The following is a 20,104-nucleotide window of genomic DNA, read 5'->3' as shown; positions in this document are numbered from 1 at the left end:
CGTCGTAGCCCTTTACGTATTGAGGGAGAAGATCGTAGCGGTCACCAATATGTGAAGCGATGGCAGGCAGCGCCCAGATGTTGTAGGTCATGACCTTGAGTGTATTGGCATCCGGCTCTGGCTGCTCATTCACTTTGGGTGGGGTGATGGTGTAATAAATATCATCATAACGCGCCGTAGAATCGGCTTTGAGGGCGAGCTCTGCATTGACCCCGAACGCATCGGTTGTACTGCGATGAATATTGCGGTCGTCATGCAACGTTAGGTTGACGTCTGCGGCACTCAAACCATGTTGCAGTGTCGAGTTATACCAGTGTCCCTTCATGGTTTGGTTGAGCGTGACACTCTCGCCCACAGCGTTCGATACCACAGTGTCAAACTCATAGGTCTCCCCAGATTTCACACCAGTCCAGCGGTTGAAACTGATCAGCTTCTTCGTCTCCCAAGGGCCAATTTGTTCAACATGCTGTTGCCACTCGTCACCGAGTTGAAGCAGGTCGGTACCGGTGTGGTTGGCTTGAATGGTCATCACTTGATTGGTGTTATTGGTGAGATACACGTCGGTGTCTGCTATCGCAGAGGTCGAAGCGATTGATGTGGTTGCCACAAGTGTAGCGAACCAAGTCCATTGAGTTTTCATCGTTTACGTTATCCTTATTGATTGATTGATGTCTAGAATAACGTAGTCAAGAGTTATGACATTGGAGTTATAACTCTATGGCATTTATTCAAATATGAGATATATGCCAAGGTTTTATAAAATTGATTAACCATTGAAAATCAACATATTGTCTTGTTGGAATGATAAATGTTACGCGCGCGAATAATAGAGTCAGATAATGGTTTCGAGTCGGTAGAACAGCCAATATTGGCGTGCTTAAATGAAAACTGTTTGTTCGGGGAGAGTAGAGATTGTGAGCAACTAGAAGGGAATATGGACACAGCTTAGAGCTATCAGCACAAATTTTGCGATTGTTCTGCAATTTACTCTTGTTCAGTAAACAGAAACCTCAAAAACAGGTATGATAGTGCCGTTTTTAATCCTGAACTGGGAAAGTCATGGCAAAGTTAACACTCCAAGAGCAGATGCTTAAAGCTGGCTTGGTAAATGAGAAAAAATTAAAGAAGGCGAAGAAAGGCTCTAAAAAGTCTCGCGTTCAGTCTCGTGAAGCAAAAGCGGCAGCTGAAGAAACTAAACTGGCGCAGCAAGCGAAAGACAAAGAGCTAAACCAACAGTTGAAAGAACAGCAGTTGAGCAAAGAAATTAAAGCTCAAGTGAAGCAACTGATTGAGATGAATAAGATCGAACAGAAGAACGGTGAGATCAAATACAACTTCACCGACGGTACGCTAGTTAAATATCTTTACGTAGAAGAGCTGACTCAAAAGCAACTAAGTAAAGGTATTCTAAGTATTGCTCGTCAAGGCGAGAGCTATGTTGTTATTCCAACAGCAGTAGCGAACAAGATTGCTATGCGCGACGAAGAATCTATCGTTGATACGCAGGCAGGCAGCACAGACGAAGTAGACGAAGATGACCCGTACAAAGACTTCGTGATCCCAGATGATCTAATGTGGTAATCCGTTTTACCTAGCTCCATTCTAATGGCTAGCTAAGTTTACAGGATCTAAGAATGCAGCGAACAATCACTCGATTGGCGCTGCATTTTTTTTGGCGCGAAATGACCTTAATAAACCTAAGCAAACCTCTATAGTTCGTCCCCTTAATACGGGAGAACACACATGAAAAAACGCACCAAAATTGCTTTCGCAACCACTCTGTTTTGCGCTGGCATCACTTTAGCTCACGCACAAGATTCTAATGAGGAAGTGATTGATCCTTCGAACCTGACCGCCGTTAACACATCCGCTTACCTAGGCTTTAGTAACCAAGGTGAGGTGAAACTGTCGGGCTCTATTGGTTATGGTTTACAAAACGGTCAAATGGCGATGGGTACCATCGAAGGCACCATGGACCAAGACGGAAAATACAAAGACAGCCGACTGCAGTACTTCCACGTTATGAATTTCGCTAACCCTGTTATGCCGTCAGCGGCGGGCTCGATTGATATCATCGACAATACTCAGTTCACGACTGCAGCGTTGGGCGGAGTCATGATGATCAAACCGGACGTAGAAAACCTAACTCTGTTCGGTCGAGTGGGCGTACTAGCGGGCGATTATGACAGTGATTTTGCATCTTCGATGGGTGAAAAAAAGACCGACATACTCGGTGGTATGGCTGCGGCGTATATCTCATGGAAGCCGGGTGCTGATGGCACGTACTTCATGCTTTCACCTGAATACACCTACATGGATGGTGACATTGAAACCTCATTACTGAAAAGCTCAATAACGGCGGGTACGCCTTTGTCGAGTGATGGTACTCGTTGGGGGCAATTTAAGATTGAAAACACCAACGGCAGCATGAAATCGGCATCGAAAAAAATCGATATTGATGACACGGTAGCGTGGGTTTTCTATAAGGTTTACTTCTAGAACCTACACCTATTCAACGATTAAAGATCCCGAAGCATGGAGGCTTCATTCAATTTCAGTTTCTCATCTTACACCTTCACTTTCCGCAACCTGTTTTAATATCGCCCCTTGTACGCTTCTTCCATCTACTCACCCAAAACCATTCAATTAAAGCTCTATGCCAGCACGTTTACTTTGTTCTTATCACTTGCCGTGTTTTTTCGAAGCGTGCTTTTTCGCAGCGTACTCCTCAATGTTTCGGTAACAGTTCACATCGAAAAACAATTAACGCTATAGTCGTTAATAGATAGTCTCTAAGGTTTTAATCGCTTAATGCAGAATCCTATTAATATCAGTAACTCAAACAATCTTGCTCCCTTTTTAGCTTACTTTGAACAAAAGGGGATTGAGTGGCGAAAAATTGCGGCTGAATACGACTTCCCTGAAGATATTGAAGACCGAGAGTATTGGTTGTCTTCTCATCAAGCGATGGCTTTTCTCGGTGCAATGGTCAAACAAACCAATAAGAATGTTGGGTTTGATGTGGGGCGGTTAATCACGCTTGACCAAATCTCGCCTGAGTTGGTTTCTGAGTTCTCAGGATGTGAAAACTTAGAACATGCACTTCATCATCTGCTTGAAATGATGCCGACACTAAATAACTACATGGTGGTTTGGATCGATAGAATTGATGGCAAGTGGTACTTGTGTCACCGAGGCTCATATCACCCTTCGTTACCCGGTTATGACCAAGCAGAATGGTTTCGAACCTTTGCTTTTATTTCGTTGTGTCGCATGTTCTTGGGTAATCATTGGGAGCCTAACTCGGTGTTTATGAGTTTTCCTGACCACTTGGCGAGAGATGTTACCAATACTGCGAATCTAGACGCGTTCCATTTCGAGCATGCATTTGGTGCCATTGAAGTACCGTTGTCAGCGGATTTTGTCCCAGTAGATAAGCCAATAGACAGTGATTGGTTGACGGTAATTACTGCACTGGTACAAACCTATGCGGTGCTACCGTGGTTTAATATTCAATGGCTTGCTTCATTGATTGGAACTTCGTCGCGTTCCCTACAGAGGCAGTTCACTGATCATGGTTGTACATTTCGTGGTTTGCGAGATGAGGTTCGTTGTCAGGTGGCGAAGCGGTTGCTTAAAGCCAACACATCACCTTTCGAGACAGCGTGGCGATGTGGCTATAGCGACTTATCTAACTTTAACCGAGCATTCAAAGGGTGGTTGGGCAAAACGCCGGCGCAATATCAAAAGCAAACCAGCTAATTAAGATTTGTTTTAACGGATAAACAAAAAGCCAGCCCTTGCAGTTACTAGATGTAAGTTGGAGGGGGCTGGCTTTATTTTGATTTGATCTACTTTTGACTTAATCTAACTTTGAGTTTTTATCTAATCTCTAACGCTAGAATGAAGTTAGTTCTTAGTGTCACGACGTATTGCTTGTCCTGGTGCTGCACTGGTTACAAGCTCGCCATCTTGAACCACAAACTGACCGTTAACTAACACGGTATCAACCCCTGTAGAAATCGCAGCCGGTACTTGGTATGTCGCTTTGTTCGCGACCGTTTTCGGATCAAAGATAACGATGTCTGCATCCATGCCCACTTGGATGCGGCCTTTTTTCTCCATCTGAGGAACGAAGCCATCAAGCACAGTTGCAGGCATGTAACTCATTTTGCGAATCGCTTCTTCCATAGAAAGTAAACCACGCTCTCTTACGTACGTACCTAAGATCTTAGTGAACGTACCGCTCGATCTAGGGTGTGCAAATGCCTCACTTGGAATTGGCCACTCATCACCTTCGTAATAGCTGACCTTGCCATTTTCGATCAACATCCAAGGCATGGAGTCTGATTCAATCAACACATTAGGATGGATGATTGACTTATCCAGTGCAGACAATTCACTTGGTACCGCTTCATCTAAAAAGTGCCAGTTAATGATTGAACCCGGCTGTTCTTTCTGTGCTTTGAGAAGCTCTTCGTTATTCAGGCGTTCAGTACCCATTTGGATACGTTCTTCTTGATAGCCTAAACGTTCTTTCCATTCTGGCCCGCTAAACATGGCTGCGCCAACCACTGTACTTGCTGCACCCCATGGGTAAGCGCCGGCTGTAACATGGAAACCGTTCTCGGTTGCTTCATCGAACAGTTCTAATGTCGCGTCAATATCGCGCAGTGAAGTACTGTTGATGTGGTTGATGTGCATCTTTGCGCCAGTCAGTGCAGAGTTCACAATCAGCTCTTGAATAGCCTCAAAGCTGCTTCCTGGTTCCATCATGCTTGCATAACGAACGTGCGTGTAGGTTGCAACGTCGCGCTCTGCTGCAAGCTTAGAAAGGGCATAATACTCTTTCTGGCCATAGCCCGGCGCATAACCTGCATTGATACCAATCCCGATCGCACCTTCGTCTAAGCCTTGTTCAACGTATGCCATGATCTTTTCTAGCTGCTCTGGTGTCGCGATTTTCTGCTTCCAGTTGTCGAGCCCTTGCATGCTTTGAAAGTACTGCAAATTAGCTTGTGGCTCACTGTCGGTGAACGTTGCGATACGAGCAAATGTCCACGCTGCTGATGCGCCATAGTTAATCGGCAGGTTCTTTTCTGCCTGTGCTTTGTACCAGTCGCCGATAGGCAAAATACCCGATTCTAATTCAAGGGCGGTGGTCACACCTTGTTGTGCCTGCATACGATAGCCAGCAATGTTTTGACCATGGTGATGGAGGTCGATGAAACCTGGAGAGACAATGTGATCGTTCGCATCAATGATGGTTTTACCCGTGATTGAATCTTTAGTGATCGCTTCAATGGTGCCTTTGTTGATACCAATATTTCGTACATCACTCAAACCTGTCTCTGGGTCGATAACATGACCACCTTGAATGACTACATCGTAGTTTTCTGCGTAAGCGTTAGCCGCATAAACATTAGCTGCTGACGCAATTAAGACTATGGGTAACGCAACAGAGCGAATGGATGATTTCATGACTGCTTTCCTATTGAAAATAAATACGTTATTGAAAATGAATACGTTATTGAAAGTTGGCGAATTACTAAGGGTAATTGACTTTATGCGCCGCCATTGAGTAACCCGTACTGATCACTTCGGTTCCATCAATGAATGAGATAGGTAGATCTTGTTCAAAGGTGGCGATATCTCCCGACACCATAACGACTCTGTAAAGATCCTGAAGTGGGAACCCTTCATCAATATCGACAATAATGGTCTGATTTGCCGGCGGAGGCGGGGTATGGATACACGCGCCTGCGATGGGTACCAAAAGAAACTTCGTCGTTAACATGCCGTCCATTTCGAGCGGGACAACGAAGCCCGGAATAGTCACATCGTTCAGTTCGAGCTCGGTGTTGACCGTAGTTAAGCGAATGTGTTCTACCGCCAGTGCTTCTTTTCTCAGTGCCAGTAGTTCATCAGCGTCATAACCAGATTCACTTAATGCGAGCTTGCTTGCTTCGTATTGTTGTGTCTCTTCAGAGTTCATCTCACGCTTAAGGCTCGTTTTCTGATAGTTCAAAACGGCAAATAGATTAGAGACTTGATCTTGATTCAACGCGGGTAGCGCGACTTCTTTTGTTGGCGGCGGAATCAGGTCTTCCCACATCACCATGGTTGACGACATAGCACTAAAGCTAAGCAGTAAACCTGGTAACAGAGTCGTAAAGAGTGAACTAAATCGAAATAGCATCTGATGGATTCTCCAGCGTTGTCGTAAGGTCGTTCGCGATGTCTCAGCTATTCGCTATCAACTTAAACGAATAGTAAGTATCGAAGCTTGGTCAAATCCTATTGATTTGCTCTCCGTAATTCGTGCTGTGAATAATAGCAACCACTGAAAATACAGATAGGTCACTTTGCGCCAAGAGTGGATGGGCATTCTGATAGGGAGGAAAAGGGCTCATTGAAGAATAAAAGGGCGTAATAAATGAAGAGCCCTGATGCGCTTTTAACTAGAAAGAGCATCAGGGCTTGTTTGCATTTGAACAGGAATTGAGACTGATTGACGTTCGTTCGTTCGTTCGCTAGCTAATGTTCTGACATGCCGTAAACAAGGCTGTCATTGGCACTTGCATGATCGATAAAATCGGTATTCGCGCGCTGTTCGTGTTGGTCGTAGCCATCGAAGTAACAGTCGCCAATTTCATTGCGCGGGCAAACGTGAATGTGGTCTTTGATGACCAGTTGGGTAGAGCAACATGGGCAGTGTTTTACATGTCCAGTGAGTACCGTAGATCGATTTGGTTTCATACATCCTCCTGATAGGCACTGTAATCTGATTGCCTATTTGCACCCTAAGTTACGCAAATTAGTGTGTCGTTATGATTTCATTTTTAAGTCAATGAAAAACGATTCAGAAAGTGAATGCTTAGAGACTAATGCAGATGAATGACTGAGAGAATGTAAGACGAATCAAGCCCAGAGCAGACGAAATGGGCTTGGAATAACAGCTGAAACTTTCTATGGGCTTATTGCTGCATTGGGGTAAGCGTTAGCTGAGCGCTGTTATAACCCAGTTGCGCTAGGGCTGCAGGGTCGAAGTCAGTCAGAACCTTGATGTCACCAGCGTAGTAGATTGTGTAATCGCCTGAAGGTGTCATGGCGTTAAATGAATCAATAGAGTGCTCGGTACCAATATCGATCATTCCTGAATATTGTGACTCCGCACTAAATTGGCCTGAAACATAGGTGTAGAAAGGACGCACACTGGCACCTGCGGCGTACAGCATGCTACTCAGTCCATTGGTGTTGATTGCCCAGCTCCAATCCCACCATTTCATCTCTCCAGGAATATAGCGGTGATCCCATTGGTAACGAATATTGGCTTGATCTTCGCTGGTGGTTCCCATAGTAAAGGTGTGTGAGACAGTCGGGCGGTTTGTTGGATGTGAGTTTAGCGCATTGCCACTATAACGGAGGAAACCTGTGAAGTTCACGTCGTAACTCATGCTCGTTTTGATACAGTATGGGTATGAAATGGTAGAGCGCAAGAACTCAACCTGAAAGGGAAGTACTGAGTTCGCTGGTACTGTGATGATGGCTTGTAGGTCAGTCGGATCAAAGCGAGAGCCATTATTGGTATCAGAGAAGCGCTGGCCTTCTTCTAGCGCGACTCTTACCTCTGTTTTTCCAACTTGTGGCCAGTGAAAGGTCTCATCAATGACGACTGAATCAGCAAGGTCGAAGTGTTGTGTTTTACTCCATTGTGTGGATTGCTCAAAATGAAGGTCGACGACGATTTGTTTAGGCTGAGCGCTATCATTGATTGCATAAGCCGAGACGGTTTCAATCAGCTCTTGGTCGGTCTCTGTTATAGAGCCGTGTAAAAAGGATGTGTTATCAAGCGTGTAAGCGAAGTTATCAACAGTGATGCTTGTCTTCTCATTACAGCGATCACCGGCACAGCTACCATCGTTATTGCCCTTAACCTCCCAACCATTGTTTAGCGGTTTTGTTGCCATATCTTGGCCGACATAACGCGCGTTATCGCCTCCAACCCAAGCGTAACCCAGGTTATGGGCCAAGTAACTCAGTGGTCTGATAAAGTTCGCGTTGTCGCTTACTAAGGCGCGTTGAACATCAAGGTTATTGTTCGTTTCGATGGCTTGCGCTTCGTAGTAAGGCAGGCCTGCGTCTGGGGTATTGGGGTAACACCAGGTATTGTCGCTGGGTTGTCCTTGTTTGATGAGCCCGTGGTAGCCTGACCCCATGATCACCCAGTCATTTTTAAGGCCAGCAATGTCCCACACATTCATGCGGGATATCAGGGCGGTTTTGTGTTCTTGCGCTTCTGTATTATTGAGCGGACGATAATCGGAACGACAGATGTCTTCACCGAGGTTATCCAATACGATTTGGTCTGAGTATATCTTTGCATGAGCTGTAAAAGAGATTACCAATAAGGCAGTGCTAAATAGAATGGTTCTACTGACGTTAATCATTAATAAGTTCCTAAATGCCATTATTTGGCTATTTTTATTTAATTCGATTTATTAGTTTTATGGGTATTGATTTAAAGCCGAGGGACACTAGCGGGGTGTACTTTGTCATATAAAACAATGCCAAAAATACTGAAATGAATTGAAAATAAATACTTATAGATATCAGGAGGTTGTACTGATTAACTTGTTGTTTGATAAAGACTTATCTTGATGACTTCAATTAGTTTCAACAATCCAATCTATGGGTGATTAATTGTTGAACGTTTCTGTTTTTGAAGTCTCGCTATTTGGTATGTTGTCTTGGAAAATTTAGGCCAGTAAGATGGATTAGAGAGGTTTATTGCGCAAAGGATGAGGAAGTACTTGAGTAAGCTAAATAAGAAAGGATGTTGTGATAAGCAGGATCAAAAAATGCAGCCAACAACCGTTCGATTGCTGCTGCATTTTGTATGGATCGAGTTAACTTAATTGGTAAAGATTAAGCATCACCTGGCTTTTCGCGTTTGCTGTTCCAACCCATAAAGTTGTAGATGTTGTAACGGGCAAAGCCTATCTGCTCATGCAAAGCAAAATCTGTGACCGCAAAGTTGTACCACAATGGCAACCATGAAATTTGAGCAGCCATATAGTCGGCTCTTACTGGAATAACGTCCAAGCCGAAGTGGTTGAAGTAGAGCTCGCTACGACGAATATGTAGGCCAGATGAAACCAACACAATGTTGTCGAATTTATGATGCTTCATTAGGTCACTAGTGAGCTGTGCATTCTTCCAAGTGTTGACGCTATTTGGCTCTTGAATGATGTCACCCATCGGAACACCAAGCCTAAGCAGTTGCTGCTCGTAAATTTCAGCCTCTGTAACACCGTTATTCTGAGCGTCACCACCACTGATGATCACTTTGCATGTGGTTTGGGTTTTGGCGCAATCTTTATATTGGCTGGCTGTTTCACTGATTCGGCCAAAAGAGAAAAAGGCTGGCTCGAACTCTTGCGTGCTTTTAATTAACTGCGTTCCCGCACCCAGAAGAACAATGGCGTTATTGTCAGACCATTGGATATCAGGCTTATTTTCGTAATCGGCTTGCAGATCGTTCAGTAAATAACGAGGAATTAAACCTGAACCAATCAGCACAAATGACGATATAAGAACAAGAGATAAAAACAGAGAGGTTTTTCGCCACTGAAGTAAACGTGTAAAGCCTACGAATAGCAGAAGAAGTAATAATATAATAAAGCTCATGAGGATCCTGTTATCGAACTGGTGCCAAAATGATGTGACATACTGAAGCGGTGCATCATATATCAGTTATGTTAATCATTCATAACTAACTCATTGTATTATTAAACAAATGCACGATTTCTTTCTATTAAACACAATCATCGATGAGAGTATTCGTAAAATCGCTTTATTATTGTTCGATAATCCCATTCTAAATATAGGTATATAAACCAAGAGGGTTGTTTAAACCTTATTTCGTGTTATTTAATTTGTCTGTTCATCGGTTTCCGTTTCTTCAACTCGTTAACTCAGCTTTCATATTCTTAAACTACCAAATCTTCAAGCTCTTAAATGATCAAGCTCTTAAGTTTTCAACCTCTTAAATTATCAAAGTAAGCTTGAACAAATTTAACGAACACTTGGTGTTTCTTTGCAGGATAAATAACTTGCGGATAGAAAAGGTAAATACTGTTGCCTTGTTGCAGACATTCATCAGGCAGCACTTGCTCTAATTCTCCAAGCTCGACCTCTTTTGCGACGTAATAACTTGCAATACGGATGATGCCACTGCCTGCCATAGCTTGTTGTTTGAGCAAGTGGTTGTCATTGCTTGAAAGCCAGCCGGACACATCAATATTTGCCGATTTTAAAGGCCACTCGGTTTGGTGCAGCGTTGCTAAGCATTGATGATCACTTAAGTCACTCACATTGGTCGGGCGACCAAATTGATTAAGATAACCGGGAGTCGCGACTAAATCATGCTGATAGCTAATCAAGTGTTTCGCCACCATGTTGTCAGGTGGTGTATTGGTGGCACGAAACGCGATATCGATATCATCTTGATTGAGATTAAAGTTGGTGTAGCTGCTGTTTATTTCAAAGCGGATTTCTGGATATTGTTGCCTAAACTGTTGGCAGATATCGAATAGATATACCTCAGTAAACATCTTTGGCGCGGTGAGGCGTAACAGACCCTTTACGATGTCGTGTTGCTCAGAAACACTGCGTTCAAGCTGTAAGACTTGCGAACGAATCGTCAAGCCTTGTTGTAACGCGCGTTCGCCTTCTTGGGTTAAACGAACACTGCGCGTGGTTCTGACCAAAAGCGGGCACTGTAAATCATTCTCTAAACGTTTGATCTGCTCAGAAAGATAGCTCTTAGAGATACCGAGTTTTTCGGCTGCCTTGGTAAAGTTAAGTTGCTGAGCCAGTTCTACAAACAGGATCAGTCGTTCTATTCTTTTGTGTTCGTTCATTCGCGCGTTCCTACCAATCTATTGTTCGTCATATCAAACAATCATTTCGTAACTAGCATATTCTGTTTTTTTAAAAGAACAATATGATAGAGGCATATTTCTGGTCAGCAAATCTTCTAAGCGAGAATCGATATGACGAACAGCATTGAATCTACAAACAAAACGAATGCCAAAAAGAGTATTCCATTATCAAATTATCTGCCGAATGTTGGCCAAGTTGCCTATGGCTGCATGGGGTTAGGTGGTGGCTGGAATGATAATCCAGTGACGAGTGCGGATGTTGCTCAAACACGAAGTGTAATCGACACGACATTAGAATCGGGCATTAATTTATTCGACCATGCGGATATCTATACCTTCAGCAAAGCTGAGCAAGCCTTTGGTCAAGCATTACAACAAGCGCCTGATCTGCGTGAACAGATGTTCATTCAATCTAAGTGTGGGATTCGTTTTGAAGGCGAGGGCAATGTTGGTCGTTATGATTTTTCGGCTGATTGGGTAGGCCAATCGGTAGACGGTATTCTCGAGCGTTTGAACACTGAGAAGCTTGATGTGCTGTTATTGCATCGCCCTGACCCTTTGATGGAACTTGATGAGCTAGCAAGAACGTTAGAGAACTTAAAAGCGCAAGGTAAGGTCGATTATTTTGGTGTGTCGAACATGAACAACCATCAAATTCAGTACCTGCAATCTGCGCTCGGGCAACCTATTGTCGCGAATCAAGTTGAGATGAGCTTAGCCAAGCTGGATTGGTTGAATGATGGGGTGATGATTAACTCGCAAGGGCACCATCAATCAGACTTCGCCGCAGGCACGCTAGAGCATTGCCAAATGAATAACATCCAACTGCAAGCTTGGGGCTGTTTGGCACAAGGCCGATTTGCTGAGCAGGGTTTGTATTCAGAACATGAGAATGTGAAAAAGACAGCGCACTATGTGGCTCAGTTAGCGAACCAATATGGCGTAGAAAGTGAAGCGATTGTGTTAGCATTTTTGCTTCGTCACCCTGCTCGTATCCAACCTGTAATTGGCACCACAAATCTAGAGCGAATCAAAGCTTCGGCAGTCGCGACTCAGATAAACCTGTCTCGTGAAGAGTGGTACAACCTATACGTGTACTCACGTGGTCAAGCACTGCCATAAGGAATGAATATGTTGAATCAAAAGATCGCACAACAATTGGTGTCTAATGCTCTCAACATTGCTGAGCATAATCAACAAGCAATCGCTGTGAGTGTATGTGATACACATGGTGAATTACTGGCGTTTATTCGCATGGATAATGTGAGCGTACAAGCCGGATTGTTAGCACAGAACAAAGCTTATACGTCTGCAAGAGACAGACAGCCAAGTGGTAACTTAGGGGCTTGGGCGAGAAAAACCGGTAAAGACTTAAGTTACTGGACCGACGCTAAGATCACTGGTTTTAAAGGCGGTGTTCCCATTGAATTAAAGGGGCAGATGATTGGCGCTATTGGTATCAGCGGATTAAGTGAAGATGACGATGAAGCACTTGCCGAAAAAGTCATTCAACTTGTGTTCTAAGTGCCGTTGCTTGTGAAGTAATTGAAATTAGAAGTAACAGATAATAAAAAACCGATGCATGGGCATCGGTTTTTTTGTTTAACGAGATTCAAGTGCTTGAATCAATCGAACCCATTAAGCGTTCGCTTGTTCCAGATCTTGTTGCTTGTCTTTTTTACCCAATAGGCGGCTTGTGATCGTACCGGCTGTCATTGCACCAGATACGTTGAGCGCCGTACGTGCCATATCGATAAGTGGCTCGATAGAGATAAGCAGTGCTGCAATCGTTACAGGAAGACCCATAGCTGGAAGTACGATAAGCGCCGCGAACGTTGCACCGCCACCTACGCCAGCAATACCGAATGAGCTCACTGTGATAATAGCAATCAGAGACAGAATGAAGTTGATGTCCATTGGGTCAATGCCAACCGTAGGTGCAACCATGACTGCTAGCATTGCAGGGTAGATACCCGCACAACCGTTTTGACCAATCGTCGCACCGAAAGAGGCAGACAGGTTAGCAATCGCTGGTGGCACGTTAAGTTTAGTGATTTGAGCTTCAACGTTCAGTGGAATCGTTGCTGCAGAACTACGAGACGTGAAAGCGAACGTCAGTACTGGCCAGATCTTTTGGAAGTACTCTTTCGGGTTTACACCAACAAAAGAAACCAACACACCGTGTACAACGAACATTAGTAGAATCGCAACGTAAGATGCAACGATGAAACCTAGTAGGCTGAGGATGTCAGAAGCACTTGATGTTGCAACTACCTTCGCCATTAACGCTGCGATGCCGTATGGCGTGAGTGCCATGATCATCTTAACTAAGCGCATCACGATAGATTGTGCCGCTTCAACGAAAGTACGGATTGGAGATTCTAGTTCTTCTTTCTCTGCCATCACTTTACGAGCAGCAATACCCGTTAGCACACCAAAGATAACCACTGCGATGATAGACGTAGAGCGAGCGCCCGTTAGGTCTGCAAATGGGTTAGTCGGAATAAAGCTAATCAGCATTTGTGGAATTGTTAGGTCTGAAACGCTACCGATGCGGCTTTCAAGTGTTGCGATACGTGCTGTTTCGCGAGCGCCTTCTGTTAAACCTTCAGCAGATAAGCCGAATGCTTGCGTTACAACAATACCAACAATCGCAGATATCGCGGTTGTTGCTAACAGTACAGAAATGGTGATGCCAGAAATCTTGCCCAGTGAACCGCCTTTTTCAAGCTTCACTACTGCGGCAATCATTGAAACCAATACTAATGGCATGATCACCATTTTCAGTAGGCCAACATAACCACGGCCAACAATGTTTACCCAGTCTAGTGTTTCGTTAATGACTGGATTGCCTTCACCAAATAGCAACTGAAGACCAAGACCAAATGCGCTACCAAATACTAAACCGAGTAAAACGAGGCGAGAAAGTGTGTTTTCTTTTTTCTGCTGTCCGTAGAGAAAAAAGAGGATACCAGTGAATACCGCTAAGGCAGCGATAGCTGAAAATGACATTAGTTTTCCTTATGAATTTCTTTAAATCGATAGGGCGCTTAGATATATGGGCGCAAATACTGTTAGCTACAGTAGCGACCTGTAACAAAACGTAAAATAAGGAAAAGTAATTTAATAGAACGATTAGTAATATCCACTCAATAGGATGGGTGGATATTCAACATTGTGATGAATAGGTGAGCTTTTTAGCGATATTTTGCCAATAAATTGAGCATGTCACTTGACGAGTAAATTTCGATATTTTGGAAATTATTTTCGAATAACCGGAACAACATTGCTTTGGCTACGTCTTCCGACTGAATAGGGCGTAGGTTTTTGAACTTACCAAGCATAAATGGAGACAGCAGAGGAAAGACACTTTGCAGGAGTTTTTCATCAGCTCTAGGTTCATCACGCTCACCCACCAGAGGCCCAGGGCGTGCGATGAAAAGCTGCTTGAAGCCAATACGTTTTAAATTTTGTTCCATTTGTCCTTTACAGCGAAGGTAGTGCGAATAGGAATCTGGTGAAGCGCCATAGCTAGAAACGACCGCTACGCGTTGAACCCCAAGAAACTTCATCGACTGTGCGACTTGGCTAACCAGTTCCACATCGATTTTGCGAAGCGCTTCTTTTGATCCTGCCTTTTTCTTAGTCGTACCTAAGCAGATAACGCCAAGATTAGGCGTCGCATTCGTGTCATCCCAACTGGTAACTTGCAGGTCGCTGTGAATAAGAGTGAGGAGTTTGTTGGAGTCAAACTGTGAATCTAATGCTCGGCGAGATAGGGCATAGATATGATCAACCGCGGGTTCATCGATGAGCAACTTCATCACATGATGGCCAATTAAACCTGTTGCACCAGCCACCACAACCGATGTTTTGTCTCCAGAAATACTCATTTTAATCCCTTCTTCACTCCACAAGTGCTTGTTTAATATAAACAGTGTTTGAATTTTAAGCGAATAAAAGTTTGTTAAACGAGTGGTCAGTAGTATGTGGGGAGTAGCCTGTTTATGGAAAAAGAGATGATTTAGTTTGGCTCGACGCATAAGTACGGTCTGAAGCATAAGTACGATATGAAACATAATGGCGGTGGGAAAGATAAATGCGGTTTGAAACTTAAGTTAGGCGTTAAACATAACAAAGCCCGCTGGGCGACGGGCTTTGTTACTTTTCTTGCTTCTTACTAGGTAAAGGACAGTGGGATTTTCCTTACCTTTTTGCTAGCTTTCTTACTTGATTTATTTGGTTTTCTTTTACTTGAATTTGGAATCATTACACCTCCTAAATCGTTGTTCTGTTTTGTCTTTCAATCGATTGTCTTTCTTCGTGTAGCGTCAGTGTTGTGGGCATTCACTGTATGGGTACTTATCAATGGAGAGATTAATAAGTAATTTAGATAAAGCATAAACGATGCCAAAATGTAAGTTATTGATAAATCTATTATCAGTATTATTTGTGTTTTAGGGTTCGTCAATTTGACTGTCAATTTGAGAAAAAACCAGTGTGATCTGTTTAAATTAAGAACACTCTCTGCGGTTTCTACCACATAGCCATAGATACAGCCTTGCTTAACACGTAAACTGAGTCGTAATTCACATAGACCAAGGATGTGCTATGAACCTCAAGCTTGATACTCTTGCTCCCACTCAGATTTATCACCTGATGACACAAACCGTTGTTCCTCGCCCGATTGCGTGGGCATTAACGGAATCTTCTGAACAAGAGTACAACCTAGCGCCTTTCTCTTATTTCACGCCTGTTTCCAGCAATCCGCCGCTACTGATGTTATCGGTTGGGAAGAAGCCGTCCAGCGAAATCAAAGATACCACTCGTAATGCCCTAGAAACAGGTAAGCTAGTGATTCACATTGCTTCTTCAAGTTCTGCAGAAACCATGACAGCGACAGCAGCTAGCCTTGAACATGGTGATTCGGAAGTCACCGCGAATAATATTGAGCTGGTTGAATTTGAAGGATTTTCTTTACCGAGAGTGAAAGAGTGCGCGGTTGCTTTTGGCTGCACTTTATACGAAGTAAAAGAGGTTGGAGAGGTGCCACAAAGCCTTATTTTTGCTCAAGTCGAAACCATGTACATTTCCGAAGACGTGATCGACAAAGAGAGTGAACGTCTTAAGATTGATGCGTTGGCATTGGATCCTTTGTCTCGCCTTGGTGGCGGTGAATACGCGACGCTTTCCAATGTGTTCTCTGTCGCACGCCCTAAGTAGCTATCCCTAAGTAGCAGTCCCTAAATCAACGTACCCAGAATAAGCGTTTTTAAAAACTATGTTAGATACCCAATACTCGCAGTACATCCGACACCGAATTGACCAAAAAACCAAGCCACTCGGTGCGCTTGGCTTATTAGAAAAAGTCGCACATCAACTGGCATTGATTCAGAGCCAAGGCAAAGAAGCGGCGGTTGAACACATCGAATTAAATAAGCCAAGTATCATCATTTTTGCTGGCGACCATGGCATTGCTGACGAAGGTGTGAGTATTGCCCCAAGTGCGGTCACACAACAGATGGTGTTGAACTTCTTAAGCGGTGGAGCGGCGATCAATTGCTTCTGTGCGGTGAATAACATCGATATCACGGTAGTCGACACGGGGATATTGTTGCCTGTGGAATCTGACAGTGACATGTTGATCTCTCAGCGTTTGGGTACGAGAACCAATAACTTTGCCAATGAAGCGGCAATGAGTTTAGAAACGGTGGAACGCGGGATTGAACTGGGCACTGAGCTTGTATCTAGAACCATTTCGAATGGCACCAATATCATCATGTTTGGTGAAATGGGTATCGGAAATACCAGCAGCGCATCAGCGATCTTAAGTGCATTATCGAATCGGTCTGCAGATGAGTGTGTTGGCCTAGGAACAGGCATCAACAATGAACAACTTGCGCGAAAATTAGCTGTGGTTGAGCAAGGTGTTGCGCGTTGCAAAGGTTTAGAGCTTAAAGAAGTTAAAGGGCTTAAAGATACCAAAGAGGTACTCGCACAAGTTGGTGGCTATGAAATCGTTCAAATGGTCGGTGGTTTCCTTGGCGCTTACCAAAACAGAACACCAATATTAGTCGATGGTTTTATCGTATCGGTTGCGGCGTATGTCGCGACCTTAATTGAACCGAGTTGCCGAGACTATATGATCTTCGCACATCGCTCTGAAGAGTCAGGGCACAAAATTCTGTTAGAGCTGCTCGACGCTGACCCACTGCTCGATCTTGGATTGAGATTAGGCGAGGGCACGGGTGCTGCGCTAGCTATGCCAATTATTCGTGCGGCAGCCGAGTTCTATAACAACATGGCTAGCTTCGAAAGTGCTGGAGTCACGGTTTAATGAGTGATGTGCCAGAAAGATCATTGAAAGATCGAGTCACCTATCAGTGGGAGTTGTTTGCGCTGGCGATGGGCTTCTTTTCTCGCTTGCCAATGCCAAAGAACACGCCCTATTCATCAGAGCGAATGAATCGTTCTGGTCGCTACTTTTCAACGGTTGGTTTGTTACTTGGTGTTCTGTGTGGCGGTGTGTTTTTGCTACTTGATACGGTATTGCCGAGTGCAGTGGCGATTTTCTTGATGATGAGTTTTAGCCTGATGCTCACAGGTGCATTCCATGAAGATGGTTTGACTGATATGGCGGATGGCATTGGTGGCGGCATGACTCTAGAACGTCGTTTGACCATCATGAAAGACAGTCGAATCGGTACTTATGGCGCGTCTGCTCTGGTTATGGCTTTGCTTGGCAAGTGGGTGCTGTTGAATGAACTCATAAGCATGACGGGACTGTTTATGGTTATCGTGACCAGTTATACCTTTAGCCGCGCGATTGCAGCATCACTGATTTACGACATGCCTTATGTTAGCGATTTAGATACCAGTAAAAGTAAGCCATTGGCCAACAAGCAAACCAAGAGCGAGCTTGTCTTCTTATTGCTTGTTGGCGTGTTGCCTAGCCTGTGGTTTGGTCTTGAATTCGCCTTGGTTTTATCTGTCGTCGCCTATCTGTTCAGAACTGGTTTCAAAAAGTGGTTAACGGCTCGAATTGGCGGCTTTACTGGCGACTGCTTGGGGGCTGCTCAACAGTTAATGGAGTTGCTGACTTACCTTGTATTCATTACTGCATTTTACAATGGCTTTCTATAACGGCTTCCTATGACAAACACGAATCAAACTTTTCAAGCTAATCAAATTAATCAAGCAAGTCAGCGAAACAGCCATTTGGTATTGGGTGGAGCTCGTTCTGGCAAGTCGAGTTTTGCAGAGCAACAAGCATTATGTGCACTTGAAGCATGTTCAAATGGGCGTTTGCATTACATAGCGACAGCCACTTATCTAGACGATGAAATGCGCGAGCGAATCGCTCATCACCAAGATCGTCGTGGTAAAGAGTGGATTGAACATGAAGTGCCTGTCGAATTAGCTGAAGCACTGCAGTCTTTTGAGAAAGAAGATGTGGTATTGATTGACTGCCTCACACTCTGGCTCAACAACATTATCTTTGAACTGGGTGATGAAGCGACCAATGAGCAAGTCGAAGCTGTAGTTAAAGCTTTGGTCAGAAGCGTGGAACAAAGCCCAGCACACATAATCATGGTATCGAACGAAGTGGGGTTAGGCGTCGTTCCTCTGGGTAAAGTGTCGCGCTTGTTTGTCGACAATGCAGGGCGAATGAACCAAGCGCTCGCACGCGTTGTCGAACGAGTTACGCTGATAGCGGCAGGCTTACCACTGAATTTAAAACCATCTAATCACTTGCTTGATAGTCAAGGCTAGGTCGCACACATGGTCAATGGAACAACCAAAAACATCTATCTGCTAAGACATGGCAAAGTCGAAGGAAAAGCTGCACTCAATGGTTTATCTGATGTGCTGGTCAACCCTGAGCTTCAAGAACAGATATGTGAGGCGCTTGCGATACAAGACATTACCTTTGATAGCGTGGTTACCTCGCCATTAAAACGATGCGGCGACCTAGCAAACCTGTATGCAGAGCGTATGTCTGTGCCTTTATCAGTTGCATCGGGCGTTCAGGAAATGAACTTCGGTGAAGTTGATGGTGTCCCATTTGATGAACTTGAAGACAAGTGGGAAATGCTAGAAACCTTTTGGCAAGATCCTGCTAATCATCAATTAACTGGTGCAGAAAGTTTACAGGGCTTCCACGACAGAGTAACTCAAGCTTGGTCGCAACTTTTGAATGATCCAAGTGACAATATATTGTTGGTTACTCATGGTGGTGTGATTCGCATATTGTTAGCGCACTGCCTTGATATTGATTGGAAAAATCCGAGTCTGTACTCGAAGTTATCGATAGAAAACGCGTCGATAACGCATATTCAAATCACTCAGTTTGCGCAGAGTTTTATCAGCGTTAAATCGATAGGGCTGCCTGTTCTCTGAGCGTTCAAAAAACACAGTTTAAGAATTAACAACCTATTAGTTCTGTAAATAGAAACAGAAATCGAAATATAAAGCGGCGTTCACAGCCGCTATACCTGATTGGTATTACTACCTACGTGAAAGGAATTTAGTCATGACAACACCAAGTTGGGATCTAAGCATTGCTTATAGCGATCTTAATGATGCAAAAATCGAACAGGACATTGAACTCATTCAGCAGTGCATTGAGCTGTTGAACCTACACGTTGAAAAGCGTCACATCATTCTAGCGATGCAAAACGCGATTCAGACTTCAGAAGCGGCAGGCACGCTACTAAGTACGATCAACACCTTCGCGAATTGTCACGCATCGGTCGACGCGACACACACAGAAGCTAAAGCATTGCTTGGTCGTGTAGCGAAGCTGAACTCTGAAATGTCTCAAGCGTTCAGCCCTTACGAAGACACGCTAATTCACGCAGAACCAGAATTTATTGATGCAGTATTAGAGCATGAGAGTGCAGATGTTGCAGGGCAACGTTTTGCGATTGAAAGTTCTCGTAAGTTATCAAGCAGCCGACTCAGTGTTGCTGAAGAGCAGCTATTGGCAGCGATGAAGGTTGATGGTCGTGACGGGTGGGGTCGTTTATACGATAACCTAACGGGATCTTTAAAACTGTCGCTAGAGCTGGACGGTGAAGAGGAAGCCCTAGGCTTTTCACAAGCCGCGAGCCTGTTGTACGGCAGCGAATTCGACAAACAAGAACCGGCATGGCGCG

18 protein-coding genes and 2 pseudogenes are annotated in these 20,104 nt (G+C 44.2%); 11 read left to right on the top strand and 9 right to left on the bottom strand.

The window, feature by feature from the left end:
- Positions 1 to 640: pseudogene (locus tag IQQ51_RS27135) on the bottom strand (phospholipase); the annotation flags it as partial.
- 419 nt (positions 641 to 1,059) lie between these two features.
- On the opposite strand from IQQ51_RS27135, the gene IQQ51_RS14420 reads away from it, so the two are divergent.
- From IQQ51_RS14420 to IQQ51_RS14410, 3 genes are all read left to right on the top strand, one after another.
- A complete protein-coding gene (locus tag IQQ51_RS14420; RefSeq protein ID WP_010441213.1) occupies positions 1,060 to 1,581 on the top strand; it encodes a DUF2058 domain-containing protein in 522 nt (173 codons plus the stop codon).
- 162 nt (positions 1,582 to 1,743) lie between these two features.
- A complete protein-coding gene (locus IQQ51_RS14415; RefSeq protein ID WP_193841434.1) occupies positions 1,744 to 2,499 on the top strand; it encodes a hypothetical protein in 756 nt (251 codons plus the stop codon).
- 312 nt (positions 2,500 to 2,811) lie between these two features.
- Positions 2,812 to 3,762, top strand: coding sequence for a helix-turn-helix domain-containing protein (locus tag IQQ51_RS14410; protein WP_193841433.1), 951 nt, complete (start codon positions 2,812 to 2,814; stop codon positions 3,760 to 3,762).
- Positions 3,763 to 3,909: 147 nt separating this feature from the next.
- On the opposite strand, the gene IQQ51_RS14405 is transcribed toward IQQ51_RS14410, so the two are convergent.
- From IQQ51_RS14405 to IQQ51_RS14380, 6 genes are all read right to left on the bottom strand, one after another.
- Positions 3,910 to 5,481 (bottom strand): amidohydrolase family protein, encoded by a 1,572-nt coding sequence (locus tag IQQ51_RS14405; RefSeq protein ID WP_193841432.1) that lies wholly within the window; start codon positions 5,479 to 5,481, stop codon positions 3,910 to 3,912.
- Positions 5,482 to 5,548: 67 nt separating this feature from the next.
- Positions 5,549 to 6,199: a DUF3299 domain-containing protein gene (locus IQQ51_RS14400; protein WP_193841431.1), complete on the bottom strand. Its 651-nt coding sequence runs from the start codon at positions 6,197 to 6,199 to the stop codon at positions 5,549 to 5,551.
- A gap of 338 nt (positions 6,200 to 6,537) precedes the next feature.
- The gene (locus IQQ51_RS14395; RefSeq protein WP_193841430.1) at positions 6,538 to 6,759 is read right to left on the bottom strand and encodes a hypothetical protein; all 222 of its coding nucleotides are present in this window, start codon (positions 6,757 to 6,759) and stop codon (positions 6,538 to 6,540) included.
- Between the two features lie 218 nt (positions 6,760 to 6,977).
- Positions 6,978 to 8,450 (bottom strand): aerolysin family beta-barrel pore-forming toxin, encoded by a 1,473-nt coding sequence (locus IQQ51_RS14390; RefSeq protein WP_193841429.1) that lies wholly within the window; start codon positions 8,448 to 8,450, stop codon positions 6,978 to 6,980.
- Positions 8,451 to 8,928: 478 nt separating this feature from the next.
- Positions 8,929 to 9,690 (bottom strand): YdcF family protein, encoded by a 762-nt coding sequence (locus tag IQQ51_RS14385; RefSeq protein WP_193841428.1) that lies wholly within the window; start codon positions 9,688 to 9,690, stop codon positions 8,929 to 8,931.
- Between the two features lie 350 nt (positions 9,691 to 10,040).
- Positions 10,041 to 10,925 (bottom strand): LysR family transcriptional regulator, encoded by an 885-nt coding sequence (locus IQQ51_RS14380; RefSeq protein WP_052878270.1) that lies wholly within the window; start codon positions 10,923 to 10,925, stop codon positions 10,041 to 10,043.
- Positions 10,926 to 11,057: 132 nt separating this feature from the next.
- Between IQQ51_RS14380 and IQQ51_RS14375 the strand changes: the two genes are divergently transcribed.
- Complete coding sequence (locus IQQ51_RS14375; protein ID WP_193841427.1) at positions 11,058 to 12,068, top strand: aldo/keto reductase; 1,011 nt, start codon at positions 11,058 to 11,060, stop codon at positions 12,066 to 12,068.
- Positions 12,069 to 12,077: 9 nt separating this feature from the next.
- A complete protein-coding gene (locus tag IQQ51_RS14370) occupies positions 12,078 to 12,470 on the top strand; it encodes a GlcG/HbpS family heme-binding protein (RefSeq protein ID WP_193841426.1) in 393 nt (130 codons plus the stop codon).
- Between the two features lie 114 nt (positions 12,471 to 12,584).
- Here the strand turns inward: IQQ51_RS14370 and IQQ51_RS14365 are convergent, their stop codons facing one another.
- Both IQQ51_RS14365 and IQQ51_RS14360 read right to left on the bottom strand, forming a co-directional pair.
- Positions 12,585 to 13,958, bottom strand: coding sequence for an L-cystine transporter (locus IQQ51_RS14365; RefSeq protein WP_048611859.1), 1,374 nt, complete (start codon positions 13,956 to 13,958; stop codon positions 12,585 to 12,587).
- A gap of 185 nt (positions 13,959 to 14,143) precedes the next feature.
- The gene (locus IQQ51_RS14360; protein ID WP_193841425.1) at positions 14,144 to 14,839 is read right to left on the bottom strand and encodes an NAD-dependent epimerase/dehydratase family protein; all 696 of its coding nucleotides are present in this window, start codon (positions 14,837 to 14,839) and stop codon (positions 14,144 to 14,146) included.
- Between the two features lie 718 nt (positions 14,840 to 15,557).
- Here IQQ51_RS14360 and IQQ51_RS14355 point away from each other — a divergent pair.
- From IQQ51_RS14355 to IQQ51_RS27130, 6 genes and pseudogenes are all read left to right on the top strand, one after another.
- A complete protein-coding gene (locus IQQ51_RS14355) occupies positions 15,558 to 16,169 on the top strand; it encodes a flavin reductase family protein (RefSeq protein ID WP_193841424.1) in 612 nt (203 codons plus the stop codon).
- A 58-nt stretch (positions 16,170 to 16,227) separates the two neighbouring features.
- Complete coding sequence (cobT, locus tag IQQ51_RS14350) at positions 16,228 to 17,283, top strand: nicotinate-nucleotide--dimethylbenzimidazole phosphoribosyltransferase (protein WP_193841423.1); 1,056 nt, start codon at positions 16,228 to 16,230, stop codon at positions 17,281 to 17,283.
- Positions 17,283 to 18,089, top strand: a complete 807-nt coding sequence (locus tag IQQ51_RS14345; protein ID WP_193841422.1) for an adenosylcobinamide-GDP ribazoletransferase — start codon at positions 17,283 to 17,285, stop codon at positions 18,087 to 18,089. The genes cobT and IQQ51_RS14345 overlap by 1 nt, the downstream gene beginning before the upstream one ends.
- Positions 18,090 to 18,098: 9 nt before the next feature.
- On the top strand, positions 18,099 to 18,719 hold the full coding sequence (gene cobU / locus IQQ51_RS14340; protein ID WP_193841421.1) for a bifunctional adenosylcobinamide kinase/adenosylcobinamide-phosphate guanylyltransferase: 621 nt from the start codon (positions 18,099 to 18,101) through the stop codon (positions 18,717 to 18,719).
- Positions 18,720 to 18,728: 9 nt separating this feature from the next.
- Positions 18,729 to 19,346, top strand: a complete 618-nt coding sequence (gene cobC, locus IQQ51_RS14335; protein WP_193841420.1) for an alpha-ribazole phosphatase family protein — start codon at positions 18,729 to 18,731, stop codon at positions 19,344 to 19,346.
- 133 nt (positions 19,347 to 19,479) lie between these two features.
- Positions 19,480 to 20,104, top strand: a pseudogene (locus tag IQQ51_RS27130) (oligoendopeptidase F); the annotation flags it as partial.

Origin of the sequence: Vibrio sp. OPT18 (assembly GCF_015163615.1) — a bacterium.
In the GTDB taxonomy this organism is placed as follows: Bacteria; Pseudomonadota; Gammaproteobacteria; order Enterobacterales; family Vibrionaceae; genus Vibrio; species Vibrio coralliirubri.
The sequence above is the reverse complement of the archived record's forward strand: the minus strand, read 5'-3'. Positions and strand labels throughout refer to the sequence as shown.